The sequence below is a fragment of the Lentilactobacillus kefiri genome, from assembly GCF_007989105.1.
GTDB lineage: Bacteria > Bacillota > Bacilli > Lactobacillales > Lactobacillaceae > Lentilactobacillus > Lentilactobacillus kefiri.
In genome coordinates this window covers 1-21,002 of sequence record NZ_BJVK01000022.1, presented here as the reverse complement: position 1 = coordinate 21,002, position 21,002 = coordinate 1, and the positions used below count along the sequence as shown (strand labels likewise).

The window sequence follows — 21,002 nt, the reverse complement described above, 5'->3', positions numbered from 1 at the left end:
CATTTTGGGTAATTAACCTAGATACGGGAAAACAACCCCCGGTTAAACCGGTGGTTGCCATCCCTAGGATTACATCGCAAGTTTCCATTCAAATTAATTAACAACTAATCTACTGAAAACTTACGACGTCGAGCAATCCATACATAACCAAGAACATCAAGCAACATTAGAATCAATCCTAATACTGCGATCAATAGTTGATTGGCATGGTTCTCATTTGTTTGAGGCAATTCCTTTTGAGACTTCAGTCCATTCATATCAGTCATTGAATCTGGAACTGAGACGGTTGACTTTGGCGTCGTCATCCCGTTCGTTATTCCAGAAACTTGCGACTGACTATTGACGGAACTTTCAGTGTTATGACCGTTTCCGTTAGTGACATTGCCACGGGGTGCGTTGCCATTATGATTTGGTGTGGTTGAAGGGAATTGGCGGTTCCCTCCAACATTATTACCTGTTGAAGGGACCTGGCTGGTTCCTTCGTTATTTGAATTTCCAGAAGTACTTGGTAAGCCCGGAACGTTCACAGAAACATTAGGTTGACCTGATGTTCCAGCGGGTTCTGATGGTTTACTGTTTGTGACTTGAGTATTCACGGTACCACCAAACGATGATGTAACGAATCTGATCAAGCCAGCTGCGCCGATGATTGGAATCAATACCGGTAACAGGAGTGGCAGGATTAATGGAATGCCAATGATGACTGGTAATAATGCAATCAATGCGACAAGGACTGGCAATCCAAGAACAATGACTGGCATTATTAGCAGAATCGGAATCAAGATTGGTAGGATTACCGGAAGTAAAGCGACCAAGATGATTGGCAAAACAACCGGAAGAAGTGCAACCAACAATATTGGAATTATCAAAGGAATGATAATTGGAATCAAGATTTGTAAGATAATAATCTTATTACCGCCAAATAATGTTTGAATCAATCCTGGCAAGATTGATGTTAACAATTTAATTGGGGCAGCTGCAGCATTTCCGAGAATGGTTAAAGTACTCATTAGAGGTGTCAATGCTAACAACAATGGTAAACCATTGACGTTAATATTGATGTTAAAGTTATTGTTATTGTTCTGATTCAACAAGCGACCAAGCAAGGATCCAAGCAGACCACCGAACAATGGAAGCAAGAAACTCATCAAGTTATTTCCGAGCTGCTTGATACCGTTGTTAAGTAATCCCAATCCAATGATTGGTAATAGACCAAGTAATACTGGTAATGATCCTAGTAGGCTGCCGAACAATGGAAGCAAGAAGCTCTTCAAGTTATTTCCAAGCTGCTTAATACCGTTATTAAGCAATCCAATACCGATGATTGGTAATAAACCAAGTAATACTGGTAATGATCCAAGTAGGCTGCCAAACAATGGAAGCAAGAAACTCATCAAGTTATTTCCGAGCTGCTTGATACCGTTGTTGAGCAATCCTAATCCAATGATTGGTAATAGACCAAGTAATACTGGTAATGATCCTAGTAGGCTGCCGAACAATGGAAGCAAGAAGCTCTTCAAGTTATTTCCAAGCTGCTTGATGCCGTTGTTGAGTAATCCTAATCCAATAATTGGCAATAGACCAAGTAATACTGGTAATGATCCTAGCAGACCACCGAACAATGGAAGTAAGAAGTCCTTCAAAACATTTCCGAGCTTCTTCAATCCGTTATTAAGCAATCCGATACCGATAAACGGTAGTAACCCTGCCAGCAAAACTGGTAATCCCAAAAGCTTAATCATTGGAACCAAGATCTTCTTATTCAGGTAATACCCGGCTAATACGCCGATGTTGAATACAAGAACAGTTTTGGCGATTTGACCAATTGTCTTCAACAGGTTATCAAGCCATGCTGGAACTTTAACGGTTGGGATTAAGCGTCCTAAGAGTGATAATCCAACCATCGTGATTCCAAATGTGATAACGCCGATCAAGTTCATGATCATCTGCTTCAGACCACTCGTGAGTGCATCATTGACAGTTGAAATAGCAAACTCAATTGCGTTAACCAGGTTGACAGCGTTTGTGTTGAGGCCATCGAGAATTCCTTTCAGACCTAAGTTGAACAAGCCTGACAGAATCTGTTTACCAAGATTAAAGATGATGGTAATTGGTGCAAATAACATTGAACCAATTCCAGGAATAAATCCTGAAACGATCTTTACGAGACTTCCAAGATCAACCAAGTGAGTCAACAATCGACCCAAAAGCCAACCAGGAATGGTGAGGTTAAGGACGTTAAGAATTGCAAGTGGATAAGTGAATGCCTTACCCAATCCAGCAATTATATTGCCGATAAACTCAGGAACACCATTGAATGAAAGAACTCGAAGTGGTAATAAACCAAGCTTCAAGAAGAAGCCGGCGACCTTTCCAAACAAGTTGGAAATGCCTTTACCAAGTTGATTTAACCCATTTGAAATGAGCCAAATTGGTGCAGTGACAGCGAACAACAAACCATTCTTGAAGAAGCTCTTGACGCCTGTTACGACATTTCCAAGCAACTTCTTAAATGAGTTAACTGTCATGACAGCCTGTAAGAGACCAGCGACAATCAGTGGTACAACCGTATCAAACACTTTGAGGAACACGAGGTTCTTAATCAGTGAATGAATAGTGCTAAATGGGTTGTTGCCAAAGATCATGTTTGGAATCAACAAGCCAAATGTGACTAACTTACCAAATGCCTTGCTTAATTCGCGGGTAATCAAACCAACAATTCCTGATAAGGCAAATGTCTTAAGGAGATTTTGCAGGAATGATTTACCACCATTGAACAAGCTTCCCAAACCGTTAAGGGCGATTGCCGGCAACCATTGAACAAGACTGTTGCCCAAAAGTGCGATTGGCAATGTGAGAAGCAAGCGGCCAAGCCTGTTACCAGGCAATGACAACAACAAGGTAGGTAAGAATGCCAGTGGTGCAAGAAGTGCTAAGCCTAAGCCAGTGAGACCATTAGCTATCAGCGGTAACACAATATTATGATTCAACCATTGAAGAGGGGCAACGACAACTTGCTGGTTAACTTGTCGTAAGAATCCAAGGACACCAAGTGCTCCTGGTACGATAGCGAAGCCGGTAAGTAAATCACCCAAGTGTTTGATTCCGCGAATAAAGAAGGTAAAGGTTGAACCGATCTTCATAAGTCCCTGAATCAGGCCTTTAATGACCTTTGGAACTATCTGACCTGCGTTCCACATCTTCTTTACGTTAGAAACAAACGAACCAATGGCGTTAAGTGGATTACTGCCGATTACTACGAATAGTAATCCAGCTAAGTTAAGCAACAGCTTTCCGATGTGACTTGTAATCAAGTGAGTCAAGAGAGCCACTGTTCCAGTAATCAGGTGCGATACTAATGAGCCTAATGAAAGACCAATCAGCCACAACATCTGTAATCCCTTTACACCAGTGTTAACGAAGTTGGCAATATTTTTCAATATGCCGTTCAATTTATTTTGAGTCTTAATGGTATCAAAGACTGACTTGAAGAATCCAAAGATAGAAGTAATTGGATTCAATAAGGTATTGAGCAAGCTCAAACCAAAGAAGGCAGCGATTGGAACCACATGGTTATTAATGAGATCAAGAACCGGCTTGATGAACAAGGTAAACGGCAAGCCGAGAAGTGAAACGACTGCTGGAATCAATCCACCAAGGAACATGGTTCCCATCAAAAGTCCGTGCAATGGGTTCAAAACATCAGGTAAGGCAAGCACACCCAACTTAATCAGGTTACCTAAACCACCCAAGATATTCTTAAACATGACAGGAATTTGTGAGAACAGGAACTTGATACCATTCTTAAACAATTGTGCGAGTCCTTGGAACAACAGTGACATGCCACTCTTGAACAAGTTAAGTGTCAAATCAGTCAACCCTTTGGTGATTAAACCAATGAGTGCCAATGGCATCAACAATGATGCAAGTACGGCAGCCCCAAGACCGAGAGCCAAACGACCTAAGTCATTTAAGAGATCCCCGGCAATGTTTCCAAGACCTTTGAAGCCGTTAAACAATGAAGCTAACAGCTTTGGAACCTGGTTCAATGCCAAGATCCAATTCAATGGGAAGATTGGCAACAACAATGAACCGACGAACTTCAGGAATGAAAGTCCTGCACCTAAGATGTTTGCAAGACCATTCATGCCGTCGAAGAATAATGCTGAGAGCGGACCTAAGAGATCCTTCAAAACATTGTTCATCTTCTCAAACACGTTAACAAATGGATGTTGACCATTGAATACGTTCTTCAACAAATCAACCAAGCCGATAAGCGGCCATGTGAACACTGCCAACGGTAAGAGTAATAATTTTGCCAAATCAAGCGCACCGTTTAATAACGACTGCCCGATTAGACCAATCAAATCAGGGATAACCTGAGCCAATGACTTCATGTGAGCCAATACCAGCGGAATCAATGCAGCAATTCCGGCAATCAGTGGCAATCCAAGTAAAGCAAGTGGACTCAACAAGACTGAAATGACTGCGCCTGTGATGGCTGCGATCACTGGAATAATCAAATTCAACAGCGGCATACCAAGAAGACGAATAATCGTTTGAACAATTGAGGCGCCTGTTGCGAACAGGATCATTGGTAAGATAACATTCTTAGCAAAGTCCGCAAACAGTTTGAATGGATTGAGATCGTTCAAGACATCAAAGACATTCTTTAACAATTGAGAAGCAGCTTTGATAACTCCGATTCTTCTTAACAGATTTAATGCTGGAAGAATTAAGTTGAGACCACTCAATACTGTCTTAATCAAGGTGCCAATGAACTTGGCAATCTGACCAGCAGTGAGTGCCAAAGCAACCAACCCGGCGCCAATTAGTGGAATGATCAGGCTTGTCAGTGGGTTCAAAAGATTTAACAATCCAAGAATGCCAAGACCAACAAGGCTGATGATTCCGGTGATGATTGGAGATAAGAACAAATTACCTAGTGAACTGAGTAATGAGCCAGGAATTGAGAAAATCAATCCTGTAATAACATTTGAAATCAATGACCACAATCCGGCTAATGCCTTATTGAGGAAACCATTGAGCTTAAGAACTTGTTTCATGATCCATGCCGGCAATGTCAGCAGCATACCGATTAATCCTTTAGGCGCTAAGACAATGGCGTTCAAAACAATTCTGAACAAGCTATTGAGGAAGTTATTGCCAAACAATTTTTCGGCTAATGCAACGACTCCGCCAGTAATGAATGAAGCAACGTTCTTGAGTATATTAAGCAATGGATTTACTAAACCGGAAATCAACATTGCTGGTAAGAAGATTGGCAATGCTATCAAGCCAACTGGCAACAAGTTAATCAAGATCGCAATTGGGATCAAAATCAAACCTGGTAAACCAAGTGACAATAACATTGATAAGCCAATCACAGTCGAGAATGCCAATGGAACTTGCGTCAAGATAAAGACGGTGTAGTTCAAAGTTGCAAACATTCCCGGTACCCAAGTTCCAACAATCATCCAGACAATATCGACAATTAAGGCGAGAATCCAACCGATTATTGGAATGAGGCCAATCCAACGAGCCATTGACCAAAGTGGGTTTTGCATAATCAGATAGTAAGCAAATAATTCAATTGGGAAGACGAATCCAAGCCAACTTTGATCGAGCATGAACACTCCGGCAAGGAAGGCAGGAATTGAAGCGACTCCCAATACGGCAAAGTTAAATGCAGCGATAACGGCTGCCAATGGATTTGCAATAAATCCAAGGATCAAAGCTAAGCCTAAGCTTCCAACGATTCCAGGTAATGCAATCAATGTCGCAACCAAGTCACCTGCCAACATTAATGGCAAAGTAATCAAGGTAATTCCGACTCCAAGAAATGCGCCCAGTGGAAGTAAGATCCAGTAGCTTAAGCTTGACGGAACGTTAATTCCGAGATTCAAGACTTCTTGAAGCACAATGACGATTGCACCAATTCCAACCATGATAAAGACAATGAATGCCAATGCCAAGACGGATGGAAGTGCGTTGAGAGCATACAAACCAATCAGTCCAATTAACAACCATTTAGCATTAAATAATGCCAAACCGGCAATCAAACCGACCCCAGGAACCAAGCTAATCACATTAACTGCTAATCTGAACAGATCCATGGTTCCCAGTCCTAAGACGGCAAGCAATGGAAGCGCAAGATAAGCAAAATTAGTAATTCCCTGGAAGAGATTATTCAGTGGATTCAGACAGTTTGTGAACGAACCTTGGAAGAAGAATAAGGTAGCAGGAATGAAGATGCCGCTTAATCCCCAGTACAAGACAGGTTGAACAAACATCGTGTAAACCATGATAATGAATCCTTCGAAGTCGGCAATTGGATTAACTGCCAGGTTAAGCAGGATCGGACCTAAGAACCAAGCCCAAATGAGGTTGACGCCGATACCGTAAATGGTACCAAGCACCGTTCGAGCAATTCCCAAGAGAACAGCTGGCAATGCGAGGAGACCAAGCAATGCAGCTCCACCCATGAGAAGGATTGGTAAGCCGAGAATCCCAACTAACCCAAGTGATAAGAACTCTGCTGCGCCGATGACCATTGAGAATGTTAATGGAACTTGCGTCATGATGAAGATAGCGTAGTTCAAGGTTGCAAACATTCCTGGTACCCAAGTACCAACGATCATCCAAAGCACATCAACAATTAAGGCAACGATCCAACCAATAATTGGAATCAAGCCAATCCAGTTGGCCATATCCCAAATTGGATTTTCCATAATTGTGTAGTAAATCGCTAATTCGATTGGGAAGACTGATCCAAGCCAACTTTGATCAAGCATGAAGGCTCCGGCAATAAATGCTGGTAATGATGCCAACCCGATGACACCAAAGTTGAAGGCTGCCAAGACGGCAGCAAGTGGATTGACGAACAAACCACTGATCAGTCCCAAGCCCAAGTTACCAACAATAATTGGCAACTGTACCAAAGTTGCAAGGAGATCACCAACAAGCATCAATGGCAAGGCAATCAGCGTAATGCCAACACCAAGCATTGCTCCCATTGGTAAGAGAACCCAGTAACTCAAGTATGATGGAACATTAATTCCGAGATTTAAGACTTCTTGAAGCACAATGACGATGGCGCCAATACCAACAACGATGAAGACAATGAATGCCAAAGCAAGGATTGATGGAATTGCGTTAATCACAAATTGTGCGATCAAGTTAATTAAGCCCAACTTAGCAATGGTCAATGCAATGAAGCCGATGAGACCAACACCTGGGAATAAGTTCAGACCCAGCATTGAAAGACGAAGACCGTCAATCGCACCAAGACCAAGTAAAGCTAAGATTGGTAATGCAAATTTCGCAAAGAATGTAATTCCTTGATACAGATATCTTAATGGATTTAACCAGTTCATGAAGGCTCCGGCAAATAATAAGAAGGTTACCGGAACTGTGATCCCTGCGAATACAATGTATAAAACAGGTTGTGAGAACATGGTATAAAGCATGATGATAAAGCCGATTGCATCAGTAATTGGATTTACCATGATGTCCAAAGCGAGTGGACCCAAGAACCAAACGAAGATGGTGTTTGCAGCGATACCATATACGAGACCTGAGATTGCTTTGACAACTGCCTTAATAATGCTTGGGACAGCTAACAATCCGAGAAGAATTGCGCCACCAAGAAGAAGAATTGGTGCAGCTGCGATTCCTAATATTCCAAGGGAAAGCAACAAGGAAACGCCGGTAATCATTGAAAATACCAGTGGAATGGTTGTCAATGCCCAAACTGAGTAGTTCAAGACAGTCATAATTCCTGTGCCCCAAGCGCCTACGACAAGCCATAAGACATCCACAATTAATGCGACAATCCAACCGATAATTGGAATCAAGCCAATCCAGTTAGCCATCTCCCAAATTGGATTGTTCATAACAAGGTAATACAAGAATTCAGCAATTGGGAAGACTGATGAAAGCCAGCTTTGGGCAATCATGAAGGTCCCAATGAAGAATGCTGGGATTGAGGCGATGCCGAGGATTCCGAAGTTCAATGCGGCAAGAACTGCAGCAATTGGATTTGCAAGGAATGACTCGAGTAAGCCAAGCCCTAAGTTACCAACAATAAATGGTAAACCAAGGAGCGTTGCGAACAAGTCGCCTACTAACATCGATGGCAATACCAAGATGACCGAAAGGACACCTAAGACTGCAGCCATCGGTAAAAGAACCCAGTAACTCAAGTACGATGGAACGTTGATACCGATGTTCAAGACTTCTTGAAGGATAATGACAATTGCGCCAATTCCGACAAGCAAGAAGGCAATCGCACCAAGTGAAAGGATTGAAGGAATAACGTTAATCACGTATTGAGCAATTAAGCCAACCAATCCAATGATTCCGTTGAACAAACCAAGTGATGCCAACAATCCCATCCCAGGAACAACACTGATCAATAAGTCGGAAATCTGCAAACCAACAACTGCTGCAATGCTTAACAACAAGATAGTTGGTAATGCAAATTTGGCAAAGTCGGTCAGACCTTGGAAAAGAATTCTCAGTGGATTCAACCAGTTCGTAAACATACCGATGAAGAACAAGGCAGTTGTTGGAATACTGATTGCACCAAATACAAAGTAAAGTAATGGTTGTTCAAACATTGTATAAAGCTGAATGACGTATCCAATGAAGTCAGCGATTGGGTTGACTGCCAAATCAAGAGCAATTGGTCCTAAGAACCAAGTGAAGATGATATTAGCAGCAATCCCATAGAAGACACCGCCTGCAAGACTTAATACAGTACCGATAATCGATGGCAATGCCAAAGCTCCGAGGAGAATTGCGCCGCCAATCAGATTAATTGGTAGACCAAGCAAGCCGACCAGTCCAAGGGATAACCCCAGTGAAACGCCGATGATTGCGGAGAATGTTGCTGGAATTGCGGTCGCAATAAAGATTGCGTAATTCAACAGTGCAAGCATCCCTGGTACCCAAGTACCAACAATCATCCAAACAACATCAACAATTAAGGCAACGATCCAACCAATGATTGGGAATAATCCAATCCAGTTGGCCATTTCCCAAATTGGGTTTTGCATAATCAGGTAATAAGCAAATAATCCAAGTGGGAAGATTGATGATAACCAAGATTCGGCAATCATAAATGATCCGGTAAGGAAGGCTGGAATTGAAGCCGCTGCGAGAACACCAAATGTAAGTGCGGTAAAGATCCCTGCAAGTGGGTTGGCAATTAAGCCAGTCATCAAACCAAGCCCTAAGTTATTTACAATAAATGGTAATGCCAACAAAGTGACATTAAAGTCATCTCTGAGCATCAGTGGCAAGGTAATCAAGATAGCTGTCACTGCCAGGATTACTGCCATTGGCAATAATACCCAGTAACTCAGATATGATGGGACGTTGATCCCAATATTCAATACTTCTTGAAGCACAATGACAATCGCACCAATTCCAACCAGCAGGAAGACAATTGCGGCTCCCGCGAGAATTGAAGGAATGGTGTTAATGACATAGGCGGTAACTAAGCCAATCAAGGCCCATTTAGCCAGTCCAAGAGTGAATGCGCTAATCAATCCAACTCCTGGAATGAGACTAATCAATCCAGCTGATACACGGAGTAAATCAATGGCACCGATACCTAATACTGCAAGTGTTGGCAATGCAAATTTGGCAAAAGTGGAAATTCCATCAAAGATATAGTGTAATGGATTTAACCAATTGATAAACATCCCGGCAAACATCAGGATCGTAGCAGGAATCAAGAAGATTCCAAAGCCATAGTACAGAATTGGTTGAGTGAACATGGTGTACAGCATAATGATGAAGCCGACAAAATCAGCAATTGGATTTACGGCCAAGTCAAGGAACAACGGACCTAAGAACCAAGTGAAGACAATGTTGACACCAACGCCGAACAACAAGTCAGGCAACATTTGCAAACCGTATCGGATCACGATTGGTAAAGCAATCAATCCGAGGGTCATCGCTGCGCCAATGAGAAGTACCGGCAACAGGAGTAAGCCGTTAATTCCAGTAGCAAGCAACAATGACACACCGATGACAGCTGAAAAGTCGAGTGGAACTGCCGTCAAAATAAAGATCGAGTAGTTCAAGGCTGCGAAGATTCCAGGAATCCACGTACCGACAGCCAACCAGAGAATATCGTCAACCAAAGCGGCGATCCAACCAATGATTGGGAATAATCCAGCCCATTGGCCGAGTTCCCAAATTGGGTTTTCCATAATGAGATAGTAAATAAACAGATCAAATGGGAAGACTGCCGCCAGCCATGTTTGACCAACCATAAATGCTCCAGCGATAAATGCGACAATTGATGCCACACCGATTACACCGAAGACGACGTTGGCCAACAAAGCTGAAATTGGATTAGTCACAAATGCGGCTAATAATCCAAATGACAAGTTTCCAATGATCAATGGTAATTGAGTTAAGAGTGCAAGCGTATCAAATGCAAGCATCAGTGTTAATGACATCAAGACGCCGGCAACTCCAAGGATTGTAGCCAAAGGAAGTAAAATCCAGTAGCTCAAGTAAGATGGAACGTTAATTCCGAGATTCAAGAATTCTTGGAGGAAGATAACGATCGCACCAATTGCAACAAAGAGAATGACAATTCCCCAAGCATAGATAATTGATGGAATTGTGTTCAAAACAAATTGTGCAACTAAAGCAACCAAGCCGATTTCTGCTGCGGTTAATGCCAACCAGGCAACTAAGCCGGAACCTGGAATCAAGGACAGGCCAAGTAATGACAACTTCAGAAGTTCAATGGCAGCAAAGCTACCAAGGCCAAGCCAAATCAATGACCAGGTACCAAAGTCAGAAATCGTCTGGAAAATAAATCTCAATGGATTCAACCAGTTGGCAAACATGCCGATAAACAATGCCAATGTCACTGGAATCGTGATGATTCCGAAGACAATGTAGAGAGCTGGTTGAAGGAACATTGTGTAAAGCATGATCATAAAGCCAACAAAGTCAGTGATTGGATCAACTGCGAGGTTCAACACGATTGGGGCTAAGAACCAGATCCAGATGATGTTGGCCGTCAAACCAATTAAGAGAGTTGGCAACATAATGCCAAGAAGAATTCCCAAAACTGGTCCAAGCACATTGAGAACACCGTTGATCAAGTTGAGAATACCCTTTACAAATTGGCCGCCAAGCAAGCCAAGAAGACCGGCATTGAGGTTATTGATCAGGCCTTCAACCAAGGTCAATGGTAATTCGATAAGTGCTGCAATGAGAGCAAGTGGAACAGTAATTCCGTTCAAAATAGGAATTAATGCCGTCAGCAAACCGTTCAAAATAACTGGAATGATAACCAATAATTTGAGGAGACCGAACAAACCACCATTTGTTAATAATCTAATCAATCCGGTAATTGAACCAGCAATCAATGCTGGAATCAGGTTACCAATGAAGCCGTTGAAGATCTTTAATGGCAATTGTGCCAAATCCAATAAGCCTTTGATGCCAAGGGCAAGCAGGCCAAATAATGGCAGACCAAGCAACAGGCCGGCACCAGCACCCAAAACAGCTAAAGCACCAAATGCTAATAAGGCAATCAGGCCGTTCTTGATGAAGTTCAAAATACCTGTGATTGGTGAAAGTAATAATTTAAGGACATTCTTGGCTAATCCGAATACAGAAGCAATTCCGACGGCACCAAGAATCAGATTTAATCCTGGAATCAGTCCTGGTAATGCAAGGATAATCAATGCCAATAATGGGTTGTTCTTTAACAAATCACCCAAGACACGGATTCCAAGCACAACGGTTGGAATAGCGATTGAAAGAGTTAAGCCAAGTGCACCAAGTACAAGTGGCAAAGCTAATTTAATCAAACCATTCAAACCAGCGAGAGCCAATCCGATCACGCCGCCAATCAATTGATTCAACAATACAACTGGGAGCAACAGGAGACCTGTCAGCCCACCAATCAATTGACTCAAGATAACTGCACCGATGAACTTAGCGATGATGGCTGGAATTGTTAATAACAATTGACCGATCTTCAGCAAGTTCAACGCATTGGTCAAAAGATCCAATGGTAATGCAACTAACTTGGCAAGTACTGAACCAACTGTTAAGGCAAGTAAGATGCTTGAAAGCAGTAAGTGACCAGGGACAGGAAGGATTGCAGTTACGATGGTTGCGAGCGCACCGAATAATGTCGGCAATCCAGCGACGGCTTTGACCGCAAAATTCAAGAGGTTCAAGAATCCGAGGACAAAGTCCATTACCAATCGGTTACCAATTTTCAAGAGACCTTGGAACAAGTTCAAAGTCAAAACGGCAGCCAGGCTAAATGTTTTAACGGCATTGGAAATAAATTGAGATGCCAATGCTGGTAAAGCAAGTAAGCCAGCGGTAACGATTAAAGCCAAACCATTTAACAATGTGTTGGACAAAAGAATTAATCCTAGTCCAATAGCGCCATTGAGAACCAACAATCCAAGGATTGAAAGAATCAAGCCGCCGATTGTTAATGGTAAAGTAACTAAGAAGAATTTAGCTAACTGAAGCAAAGTCTTAATGACATTGCCAGCGAGCTTTAACCCGCCAAGAACTAATAAACCAAGGATCCATGCGCCAAGTGCCAACAACGTATCTTTGATCATCGTTGAAATGACATTTCGGGCAAATGAGAACAATGCTTTGATTAAAGTTGATGGTAATGAAGTTAAAGCGGACCAAATTCCTTTGAGCAATTGTGAACCAAGATTACCGATGAAGCTGAACAATGCATTTGGCAAACCTAACAGAAGAGTTGTCCAGAAAGCCAGCTTGCGAACCAGGTTAAGTCCTGGAATAACCAACCAAAGCGGCATGGTTAACCCACTCAAAACCAGTTGTCCGAGTAATCCGATAAGGTTCAAAATTGTGGTAAGACCTGACATCAATTTGAGTCCGGCACCCAACAATAAGGCCGCAATCAATGGGAAGATTAACGACATTAAGTTGGAGAGACCGAAGAAGTTTCCGATCAGATTCAAAATGAAGGTTGGAATTGCGAGCAAATTAGCAAGCAACAAACCGGCATTTAATACCAAAGGCAAACCGAACAAGAATAAACCGATTGGTCCTTGGGTAATCAAACCGTTAAATAAATTGATGACGTTCAAGATTGTTCCAACAGCAAGTGCTGGCAGCCAGCTAATCAAATCGTTTCCTAGTTGAAGGATTGGGTTCAATAAGTTGATCAACAATAAGCGACCAAGAGCTGAGCCAATACCGTGAAGGAACATTAATGGTGTTGAAATCAATAAGTTGAATGCCAAGACCAATAGTCCGGCTAAAGTTGCGATCATGTCAGGAATCAAATTGTTGAGCAAACCTTGGAAGAACATGGCTGGAATTCCGAGTAATAAGCCAAGCAAACCAGTGATGCCTTTCAAATGGAATAAGCCCTTCAACAAGTTCGAGATAAGATTAAAGATACCATTGTTAATTGCTTTAAGAATGCCTGAAACCGCACCAGCAATCAGCTTAACTGCGAACGCAACAAATTGTGGCAGCATAAAGTTGTTCACAAACATCTTGTTCAACGTATTAATCAGATCACCAATGACGCTCAGCGGACCGAATCCAAATAATGTATTGAATATCGAGCTGAGGATCGTTGGGATAATCGTAATGGCAGCTAAAAGCAAATGAGTATTAATGACAGACAAAACAGATTTAATAACGGTACCGATCACATCTTTAACGGCATCCAAAACCCACTTAAGTTGTGATCCCAAAGCAATCAATGCTGGAAGAACAACCGGGGCGAGTGCCAACCACTTCAAGCCAAATGGCAAGATCAATCCCAATACTGTGGAACCGATTAATTGCAATGGCAGCAAAACAAGTGGCAGACCAAATGAGATCAATGCACTAAAGACAAGCGGTAACACATTCTTCAAAAGTGATGTGATTTGAGCAATTGAACCAGCTAAGAATGCTGGGAACCAACTGATTAAATCATTTCCCAAAAGAAGAAGTGGTAAATTCAAAATTGATGAAACAATGTTATGCAATCCTGTACCCAACAGCATCATGATTGGTAAGCCGACCAAGCCGGAAACAAGCGGCAAAGTAATGGCGGTACCAATCAATGCAATTGCGGGTAACAGTAGATTTGCGATACTTGGTACTAAGATATTTGTAAGAATAGTGAGCGGTAAACTCAATATTGCCAATATTGGAGATGTCAAAATCTTAATACCAGTAATCGCTGGTATTATAAACAACAATCCGTTAAGGAGCGCAGCACCGGCAACAACCGGACTGACAACTGTCTTGATGACTTGTTGAATTTGACTTTCAATATTAGTAACAACATTTGCGGCTAAAGAATTTACTTTAGCAACGAGTTTAACTGCTCCTACGTCAAGTTTTGGTACTAAAAAAATTAGCCGTTTATCCTAATTCTTTCGGTGTTATACCAGTTAATGTAATTTTCAACTCTGAGGACTAAGTCCTCAAAACTAGTAAAACGTGTTTGAAAAATAAATTCTCGTTTAAGTAGCGAATGGAAAGCTTCGAGCGGACCGTTATCATATGGATAACCTTGTTTGGAATATGAATGCCTAATCAGGTGCCGCTTTAACAGGCCTTCATAAGCAATACTGGTGTATTGTGAACCCATATCAGAGTGCAAAAAGGTTGGCTTAGAAGCCCTGCTCAAGGCTTGCAACAATGTCTTAATAATCAGTTTCGATGCCATCTCCTTGCCAATGTTGAAAGCGATGATTTGCTTACTAGCTTGGTCAAAGATGGTACTTAGATAAACCCAAGTGCCTGGTCTTAGTTCTAGGTAGGTTATGTCAGCACGCCAAATAGTTCCAATTGGATGGTTCTTAATCAAGTTAGGCCGTTGAGAATAATCTACATGAGTGCCTGGCTTCTTAAAACGCCGCCCCATTAGTGATCGAATGCCTAACTCCTGCATTAATCGGTAGACACGATTGGGGCCAATGACTACACCAAGTCTTCTCATGGCAATTGTGATCCGAGGGTACCCATAGGCTTTATAATTATTTTTCCAAATTTCAAAGATCTGGCTTTTTAAAATCGTATCTTGTTTATCATGACGACTTATCTGATAGTGTTTCCAATGATAATACGTACTTTTAGAAAGCCCTAAGGCTTTCAAGATTATCCAGAGGCGGTGTTTACATAATTGTTCGTTGATAAAGTCTATGGCTTTAACTTTGCCTAATGCCTTCCCAGTAACACCGCCGCTGCTTTTAAAATTTCATTTTCTTCTTTTAACTGCTGGTTTTCTTTCTGTAGTTGCTTGAAGGCTTCAACACTCGTTACGCCACCGTCAGGTAGTTCAACTAATTTGGCCCGCTTGATCCAATGACTGATGGTGGTTGGATGAACCCCATATTCATTGGCTAAGGATTTCTTTGAACGATTTTCATTGTGATAAAGCTTAACGATGTTGTTTTTAAATTCATCTGAATAATATTTCATAAAAAAACTCCTATTCTGATTTTTATCATTATGACACAAAATCTAATGATTTTGGTACCAAATTTCAGTATAGGAGCAAACCGTTCCCGTAACCAAGTCGCGGAACAGACGGTTAGCCATGTTGATGATAACGAATGGTAATCCACCGAATGCAATCGTCAATGGTAAGGTGGCCAAAGTTAAAGCACCAACTACCAGGCGAATGGCCAGCGGACCAAGGGTTGTGGTAACCAAGCTACCAGTTTTATTGATAGCTTTTGTAACTGTTGTAGCTACTGTCGTAGCAATTGCTGTTAATGGAACAGCAAAGAAAATAACATTGGTGAATTGTTTCAATGCATTCAAACCTGATCGAATATTATCGAGGAATTTCTTGAGAGCCCAACCAGCAAGTGGAATGAGTGCTAAGAAAGCCATCGCAATTTTAATCAGTACTGGTGCCAAAACGAACGCCGGGATAAGTGATCCCAATGCAAGTGCTCGAATCACGTTCTTTGCACCTTGAATGAATTGATTAACTGCTGATATAGCTGAGTTGAACAACTGACGACCTAAGATTGACACAATCAATGTGACAAGTGATGCGCCAATTGCAAATCCAGCTAGGAGTGGCACATTTACTAAACCAGTGCCGAGGTTGAGAATGTTTCCTGTGAGAATTGCAAAGGCCAATGCTGAGATAACTGAAAGAATTGGATTAGCAATTGAAGTAACAGCTAATAACGGAACAGCAAGACCTAAATGACCGAGAATGGAAATTGTTGTGGTTACCGCGCTGATCGTACCAATTACGAAACCAGCGATAAAGGTTCCCAAGTTGGCAAGTGAAACGACGCTTCTGGCAATGTTCGTAATTGTCTTGAAGATGAGTGGAAGTGCTGTGGCAGCTAATGCACCGACAGCAACTGCAGTTCCGATCATTCCCATGGTTCCAAGAGCGATTGCACCGCCGATGGTTCCAAGAGTACTGAGCGTACCGATTGTTCCAATCACATTTCCAATTGTAATGACTGTTCCAATTGTCGCAACGGCATCAATTACAGGTTTAGCAAGAAGCAATCCGCCGATAATTAATGGTGCATTAAACATAATTCCGGCAATTGTAATCATAGCTGGAATGATGAATAATGGCGCGATAAATGGTATAGCCTTCAAGGCAACACCGACAATTGCACCGGTAACTTTGACAATGTTTGAAATTGATTTGACTGCTGAAATGGCAACGTGCGCAATTACTGGAACCGCAATTAAGCTACCAATAGTTGACACTGTGAGAAAGGCACCGACAATGTTTGAAATAATTGAAAGTGGATTGAAGAAACCTCCAAGAATCGAACCTAATCCGCTACCTGACTCTGAACCGGTACTTGGATTTGCTTGTGCCTGGCTCTGCATTTTCAGACCTTTATAGTAATGTGAATTTTGTAAAATATCAAAATCAACTGCATCGTTAAACATTCCTGGTGTGGCTGATGAACCCAATGACTTAAGCAATTGTGGCATCGTGGCAGTCAATGAACTTGGCATTGTTGTATCTGCTTTGCCATTGATCGTAACTAATGCGGTCTCGCCAGTCGTCAAAGGAATCTTGTAATTCCAAACCTGATTGTCATTTGTACCGGCAACTGCCATCCGCTTAGCGATATCATTTAAAATCCAAGGATAATCCTTGACGATTTCGCCTTGTTCGGTAGTGTCAGCCCATGACTTAGTCTGGTTGGCAACTTGTGATTTGATATTGTTATAAATCGCAGTACCGTCTGAATTTTCAGTAGTCGTCGTTGATGTTTGACTGCTGCCGTTCTGTTGTTCTGCAGCAAGCTTAGCGTAAGTTGCTTGAGGATCACTTGCGTCAGGAGTTGGAGCGGTAACATACTTTGAAGTATCCAAAGTTCCATTGTCTTGAGAAAATCTTGTTGAACCCAAGACAGTGTTATAAGCATCCTTGGCTGAAGCATTTTGTAAATTGTTCTGCTCAGTTTGTAGATTCTTATAATAATCTGACTGCTTCAAAATATCGACATCAACTGCTTCATCAAACATCCCGGTCTTTGAAGAATTCCCAAGGGATTTCAACAATTCCGGCATGGAAGCTGCCAACGTTCCCTTATCAGCTTTTGATGTGCTCGAACGCCCATCAATTGTGACTAATGCCGTTTTACCGGTTGTCATAGGAACCGCATACTTCCAAACCTGACCTTTAGTGTCTTGGTTGGCTGCCATCTTTGAAGCGATATCTTTGAGAATCCAAGGATACTCTTTGATGATTTCGCCCTGTTCATTGACAGATGCCCAAGTGGATGTTTGATCTGAAACATTTTTCTTAACTGCGTTATAAATAGCTTGACCTTCGGAATTCTGCTCTGAAGAATTGTTGCTATTCGCAGTTGTAGTTTTACTTGGATCTGTAGTCGAAGTATTCTGACTTCCAGCAGCTGTGTTCACTGTTCCAGTGGAATTAGCTTGAGCAGTTGTTGGTGTAGTCGCTGCTTGACTACTTTGAGTATTTGAACCCGTGGTGCTGGTGGTAGTTGTAGTAGATGATGCAGTACTACCATTTTGAACAGTTTCAGATGTCTGGCCAGTTGTTGTGGTGTCCTGTTGACTGGCATATTTGTTATATGTTGTCTCCGGATCACTCGCAGCTGGAACTGGTGTTGAAACATAACCCTTTGAGGATGAACCCTGTTTGATTGTGGTTCGTGACAAAGCGGTGTTGTATGCATCTGAAGCATTAACATTCTGCTGTTGTGATTGAGAAATGGAACCATCACTGTTTGTGGTGACGTTCGATTGGTCAGTTGCAGCAGCTTTCGTATCTGCAGAAGAAGTTGCTGTTGTGTTAGATGCCTGAGTAGAAGTTGTCTGATTGGAACTTGTAGAAGTTGATTGAGCCTGTGTTTGATCAGACGAACTTGTGGTATCTGCAGTCTGTGCAGGAGTGGTTGATGTAGATGCATCAACTTTACTTGCTTGAGGTTGATTAACCTTGGTTGAGGTATTCCCTCCTGTTGAAGATTTTGCAACAGCTTTGCCTTGTGTACTTACGTAGCTCTGATTCGACGAAGTGTTTGCTGACTGGCTGACGGAACTTTGTTTCCTATTGTTAGTAGTGTAACTCGGTTGCGTCTGCTGACTTGCTGCAGTCTGTTGAGTACCGGTTGTGGTACCAGTATTATTCGTTGCTTGACTCGTAGTCGATGTTGTTTGTGGCTGTTGAGTCGTTGCATTGTTGGTACCGGTGCTTTGCTGGTTCGCAGTACTTTGCTGATTCGTAGTATTCTGCTGGTTTGCAGTGTTCTGCGAAGCTGCGGCATTGGAGCTAGCCTTGTGAGCCCTGGAAGCCAATTGATAAGAATGAATGTCATCATTCTTAATATTTAGCTTGGTGTTATCAAACGTTCCTTTGACCTTCGTTGTCATTTTTCTATTCTTGGTTGGGATCGCATAAGCTTGTCCGTACAACCCGGAATTTAATGACTTCTTGAAAGTTAAGACCAGTTCGTGATCATTAACCCGTTTGTAGGAGAATGGTAACGATTTTTGATAACTGGCTTTTAAATTCTTCAAGTTAACGTTCCTGCTACTAAATTTGAAGTGAATCTGATCACCTTTCTTAAAGTAGTTGGTGGCCGTTGGTTTCAAAGAAACTTTCAACACTGACACTTTGTGAGAATACTTAATGGAGGAATCAATCGCGTGCTGGCTTTTACGTTTTGGTGTAAATGCTTTATGAACTGATTTGTCTCCCTCAGGTGTTTTCGCGTGTGCATCGGCGTGAGCATTTAACTCATTACCAAGCATGACCTGAACTGAAGAATTAGCAAACAGCGGTGACATCAGAATCACTGTCGAAAGACTAGCGATAATCCGTAAGCCACGTTTGCTGCTCTTTTTCATGGCGGATATGTTTCACATCCTTTCCTATGAATAACTGTGAAGCTGAAAAACGCGTGGTAAAAATCACTTGTTTATTTGAATGTTTGTTATACCAATCCCCCTTATCTATATCTACTGTTGAATTCTGAAATCTGCAAATTGACAATGACCATTGAATATCTATTGTGGCTGCCAACCAATGTAGATCCAATGGTGCTTATCTATTGAGGTGCCACCCACAATAGATCCCCTTTGGTGCTGTCTATGTGGTGCCACCCACCTAGACGCAGTGTTACACGTCCGATGTGGTGCCGCCCACATAGACGCAACGTGCATTGGCTGGACGGTGCCAGCCGTCCAGTTAATTTCATCAATTCAGCGTTCACTGACAATTCCTTCGCCTAACCGAGACAGGCTGCCAAGCCTCGAATCAACAGACTGCCGCATCTAATGACTCTCGATTGCGTGAGGATGAACCCGTTATAGCAACTCAAGACAAATATTGCCTGCACTGCTGTAACTATGAATAGCGTAACATTGACCTTTCTGCCATTGAATACACACATTTTGTCAAAGTGTGCAAAGTTATGGAAACTGGTGAAATGTGGTTCCGGAATTCAATCTGCTAGTTTACACTTACAATAGGAAGTATTTAAAAGATAGATGAAAGGACATCACTATGAAATCAACTAATCCCAAGCTACTTGCAGGAATTGTCGGCGCTGCATCCCTGCTGCTCGCATTCACTGCCAGTTCAACGCCCGTCAAAGCCAGCAACACCTTCGATAAGAGCGAAATCAGCGGTCCAACCGGTTACTTCAAGAGCAACAAAGCCCGGTTCGCCTTCCACTGGAAATACCTTGAGACAAAGAAGGGCGTCCAAACAATCCTGATTTTTGGTGATTTTAATAAGCCCGAACTCCAGATTGGCATGCCGGTGCTTAACAACATCAGTAAAGATCGAACAACCTTTACCTCACAATACAAATTTGTGAATACCAAGGGAAATCTGCTCAATCAGAAATACTATTTCCCAATCAAAAAGCTGAGCAACAATTCTTACCAGGTTCATTTGGCATACCATAACGGTGGCCGGGTACCCAGTGCCAACGGAAAGTCGTACATCTTTACTAAAACGGCCAAGTCTCCCGCTAAGAGCTACGCCAACAAATATTCAGCGCAGACACTGAAAAAGCAGTACACCACTCAACTGGAGAAGTCAGCGAACAAGCAGTATAAGAAAGCCAAAGCTGCTGGGAAGAACGTGGCCAACCCCGCGACTAATAAACAGGTTCAAAAGCGGATCAAAGCCAAGGTTAATTCGGCAGTCAAAAAGAGCGTTAAACAAATTATTCAAGGATTCAATTACGACGTTAAGTAACATTGGTTGAATCTAATAAGAGCAGGCAACGAGTGCGAAACTCGTTGCCTGCTTTGTGTTTCCATTGATGTTTCACATGAAACATTTGAAACAGTCCGTGAAATTGGCACAGTTTCCCCTTCTGACATATAATGTGTCCAAGGGGGGATTTCATGAACAAGTCAATTATCTTAACGGGGGCAATCACCGGACTAGCTGCGTTTTCATTGTTCGCAGTGCAACCGGCAACTTCTGTCAGTGCAAAAACTAAAATAACCACTAATAAAACATT

The 21,002-nt window shown here is 42.1% G+C and carries 4 protein-coding genes; 1 reads left to right on the top strand and 3 read right to left on the bottom strand.

Going from position 1 to position 21,002, the window contains the following annotated elements:
- Positions 1-104 precede the first annotated feature (104 nt).
- The 3 genes from LKE01_RS08090 to LKE01_RS08080 form a co-directional block, all read right to left on the bottom strand.
- Positions 105-14,204: a hypothetical protein gene (locus LKE01_RS08090; RefSeq protein WP_146979219.1), complete on the bottom strand. Its 14,100-nt coding sequence runs from the start codon at positions 14,202-14,204 to the stop codon at positions 105-107.
- A gap of 197 nt (positions 14,205-14,401) precedes the next feature.
- Positions 14,402-15,471, bottom strand: a protein-coding gene (locus tag LKE01_RS08085; protein ID WP_109249140.1) for an IS3 family transposase whose coding sequence is annotated in 2 segments (ribosomal slippage) — positions 14,402-15,234 and positions 15,234-15,471 — 1,071 coding nt in all. Because the reading frame shifts where the segments join, the coding sequence is not laid out codon by codon here.
- Between the two features lie 42 nt (positions 15,472-15,513).
- The gene (locus tag LKE01_RS08080; protein WP_056981618.1) at positions 15,514-19,371 is read right to left on the bottom strand and encodes an MFS transporter; all 3,858 of its coding nucleotides are present in this window, start codon (positions 19,369-19,371) and stop codon (positions 15,514-15,516) included.
- A 658-nt stretch (positions 19,372-20,029) separates the two neighbouring features.
- Between LKE01_RS08080 and LKE01_RS08075 the strand changes: the two genes are divergently transcribed.
- Entirely contained in the window at positions 20,030-20,731 is a 702-nt protein-coding gene (locus LKE01_RS08075) for a hypothetical protein (RefSeq protein WP_056981620.1), read from the top strand.
- Positions 20,732-21,002: the final 271 nt, after the last annotated feature.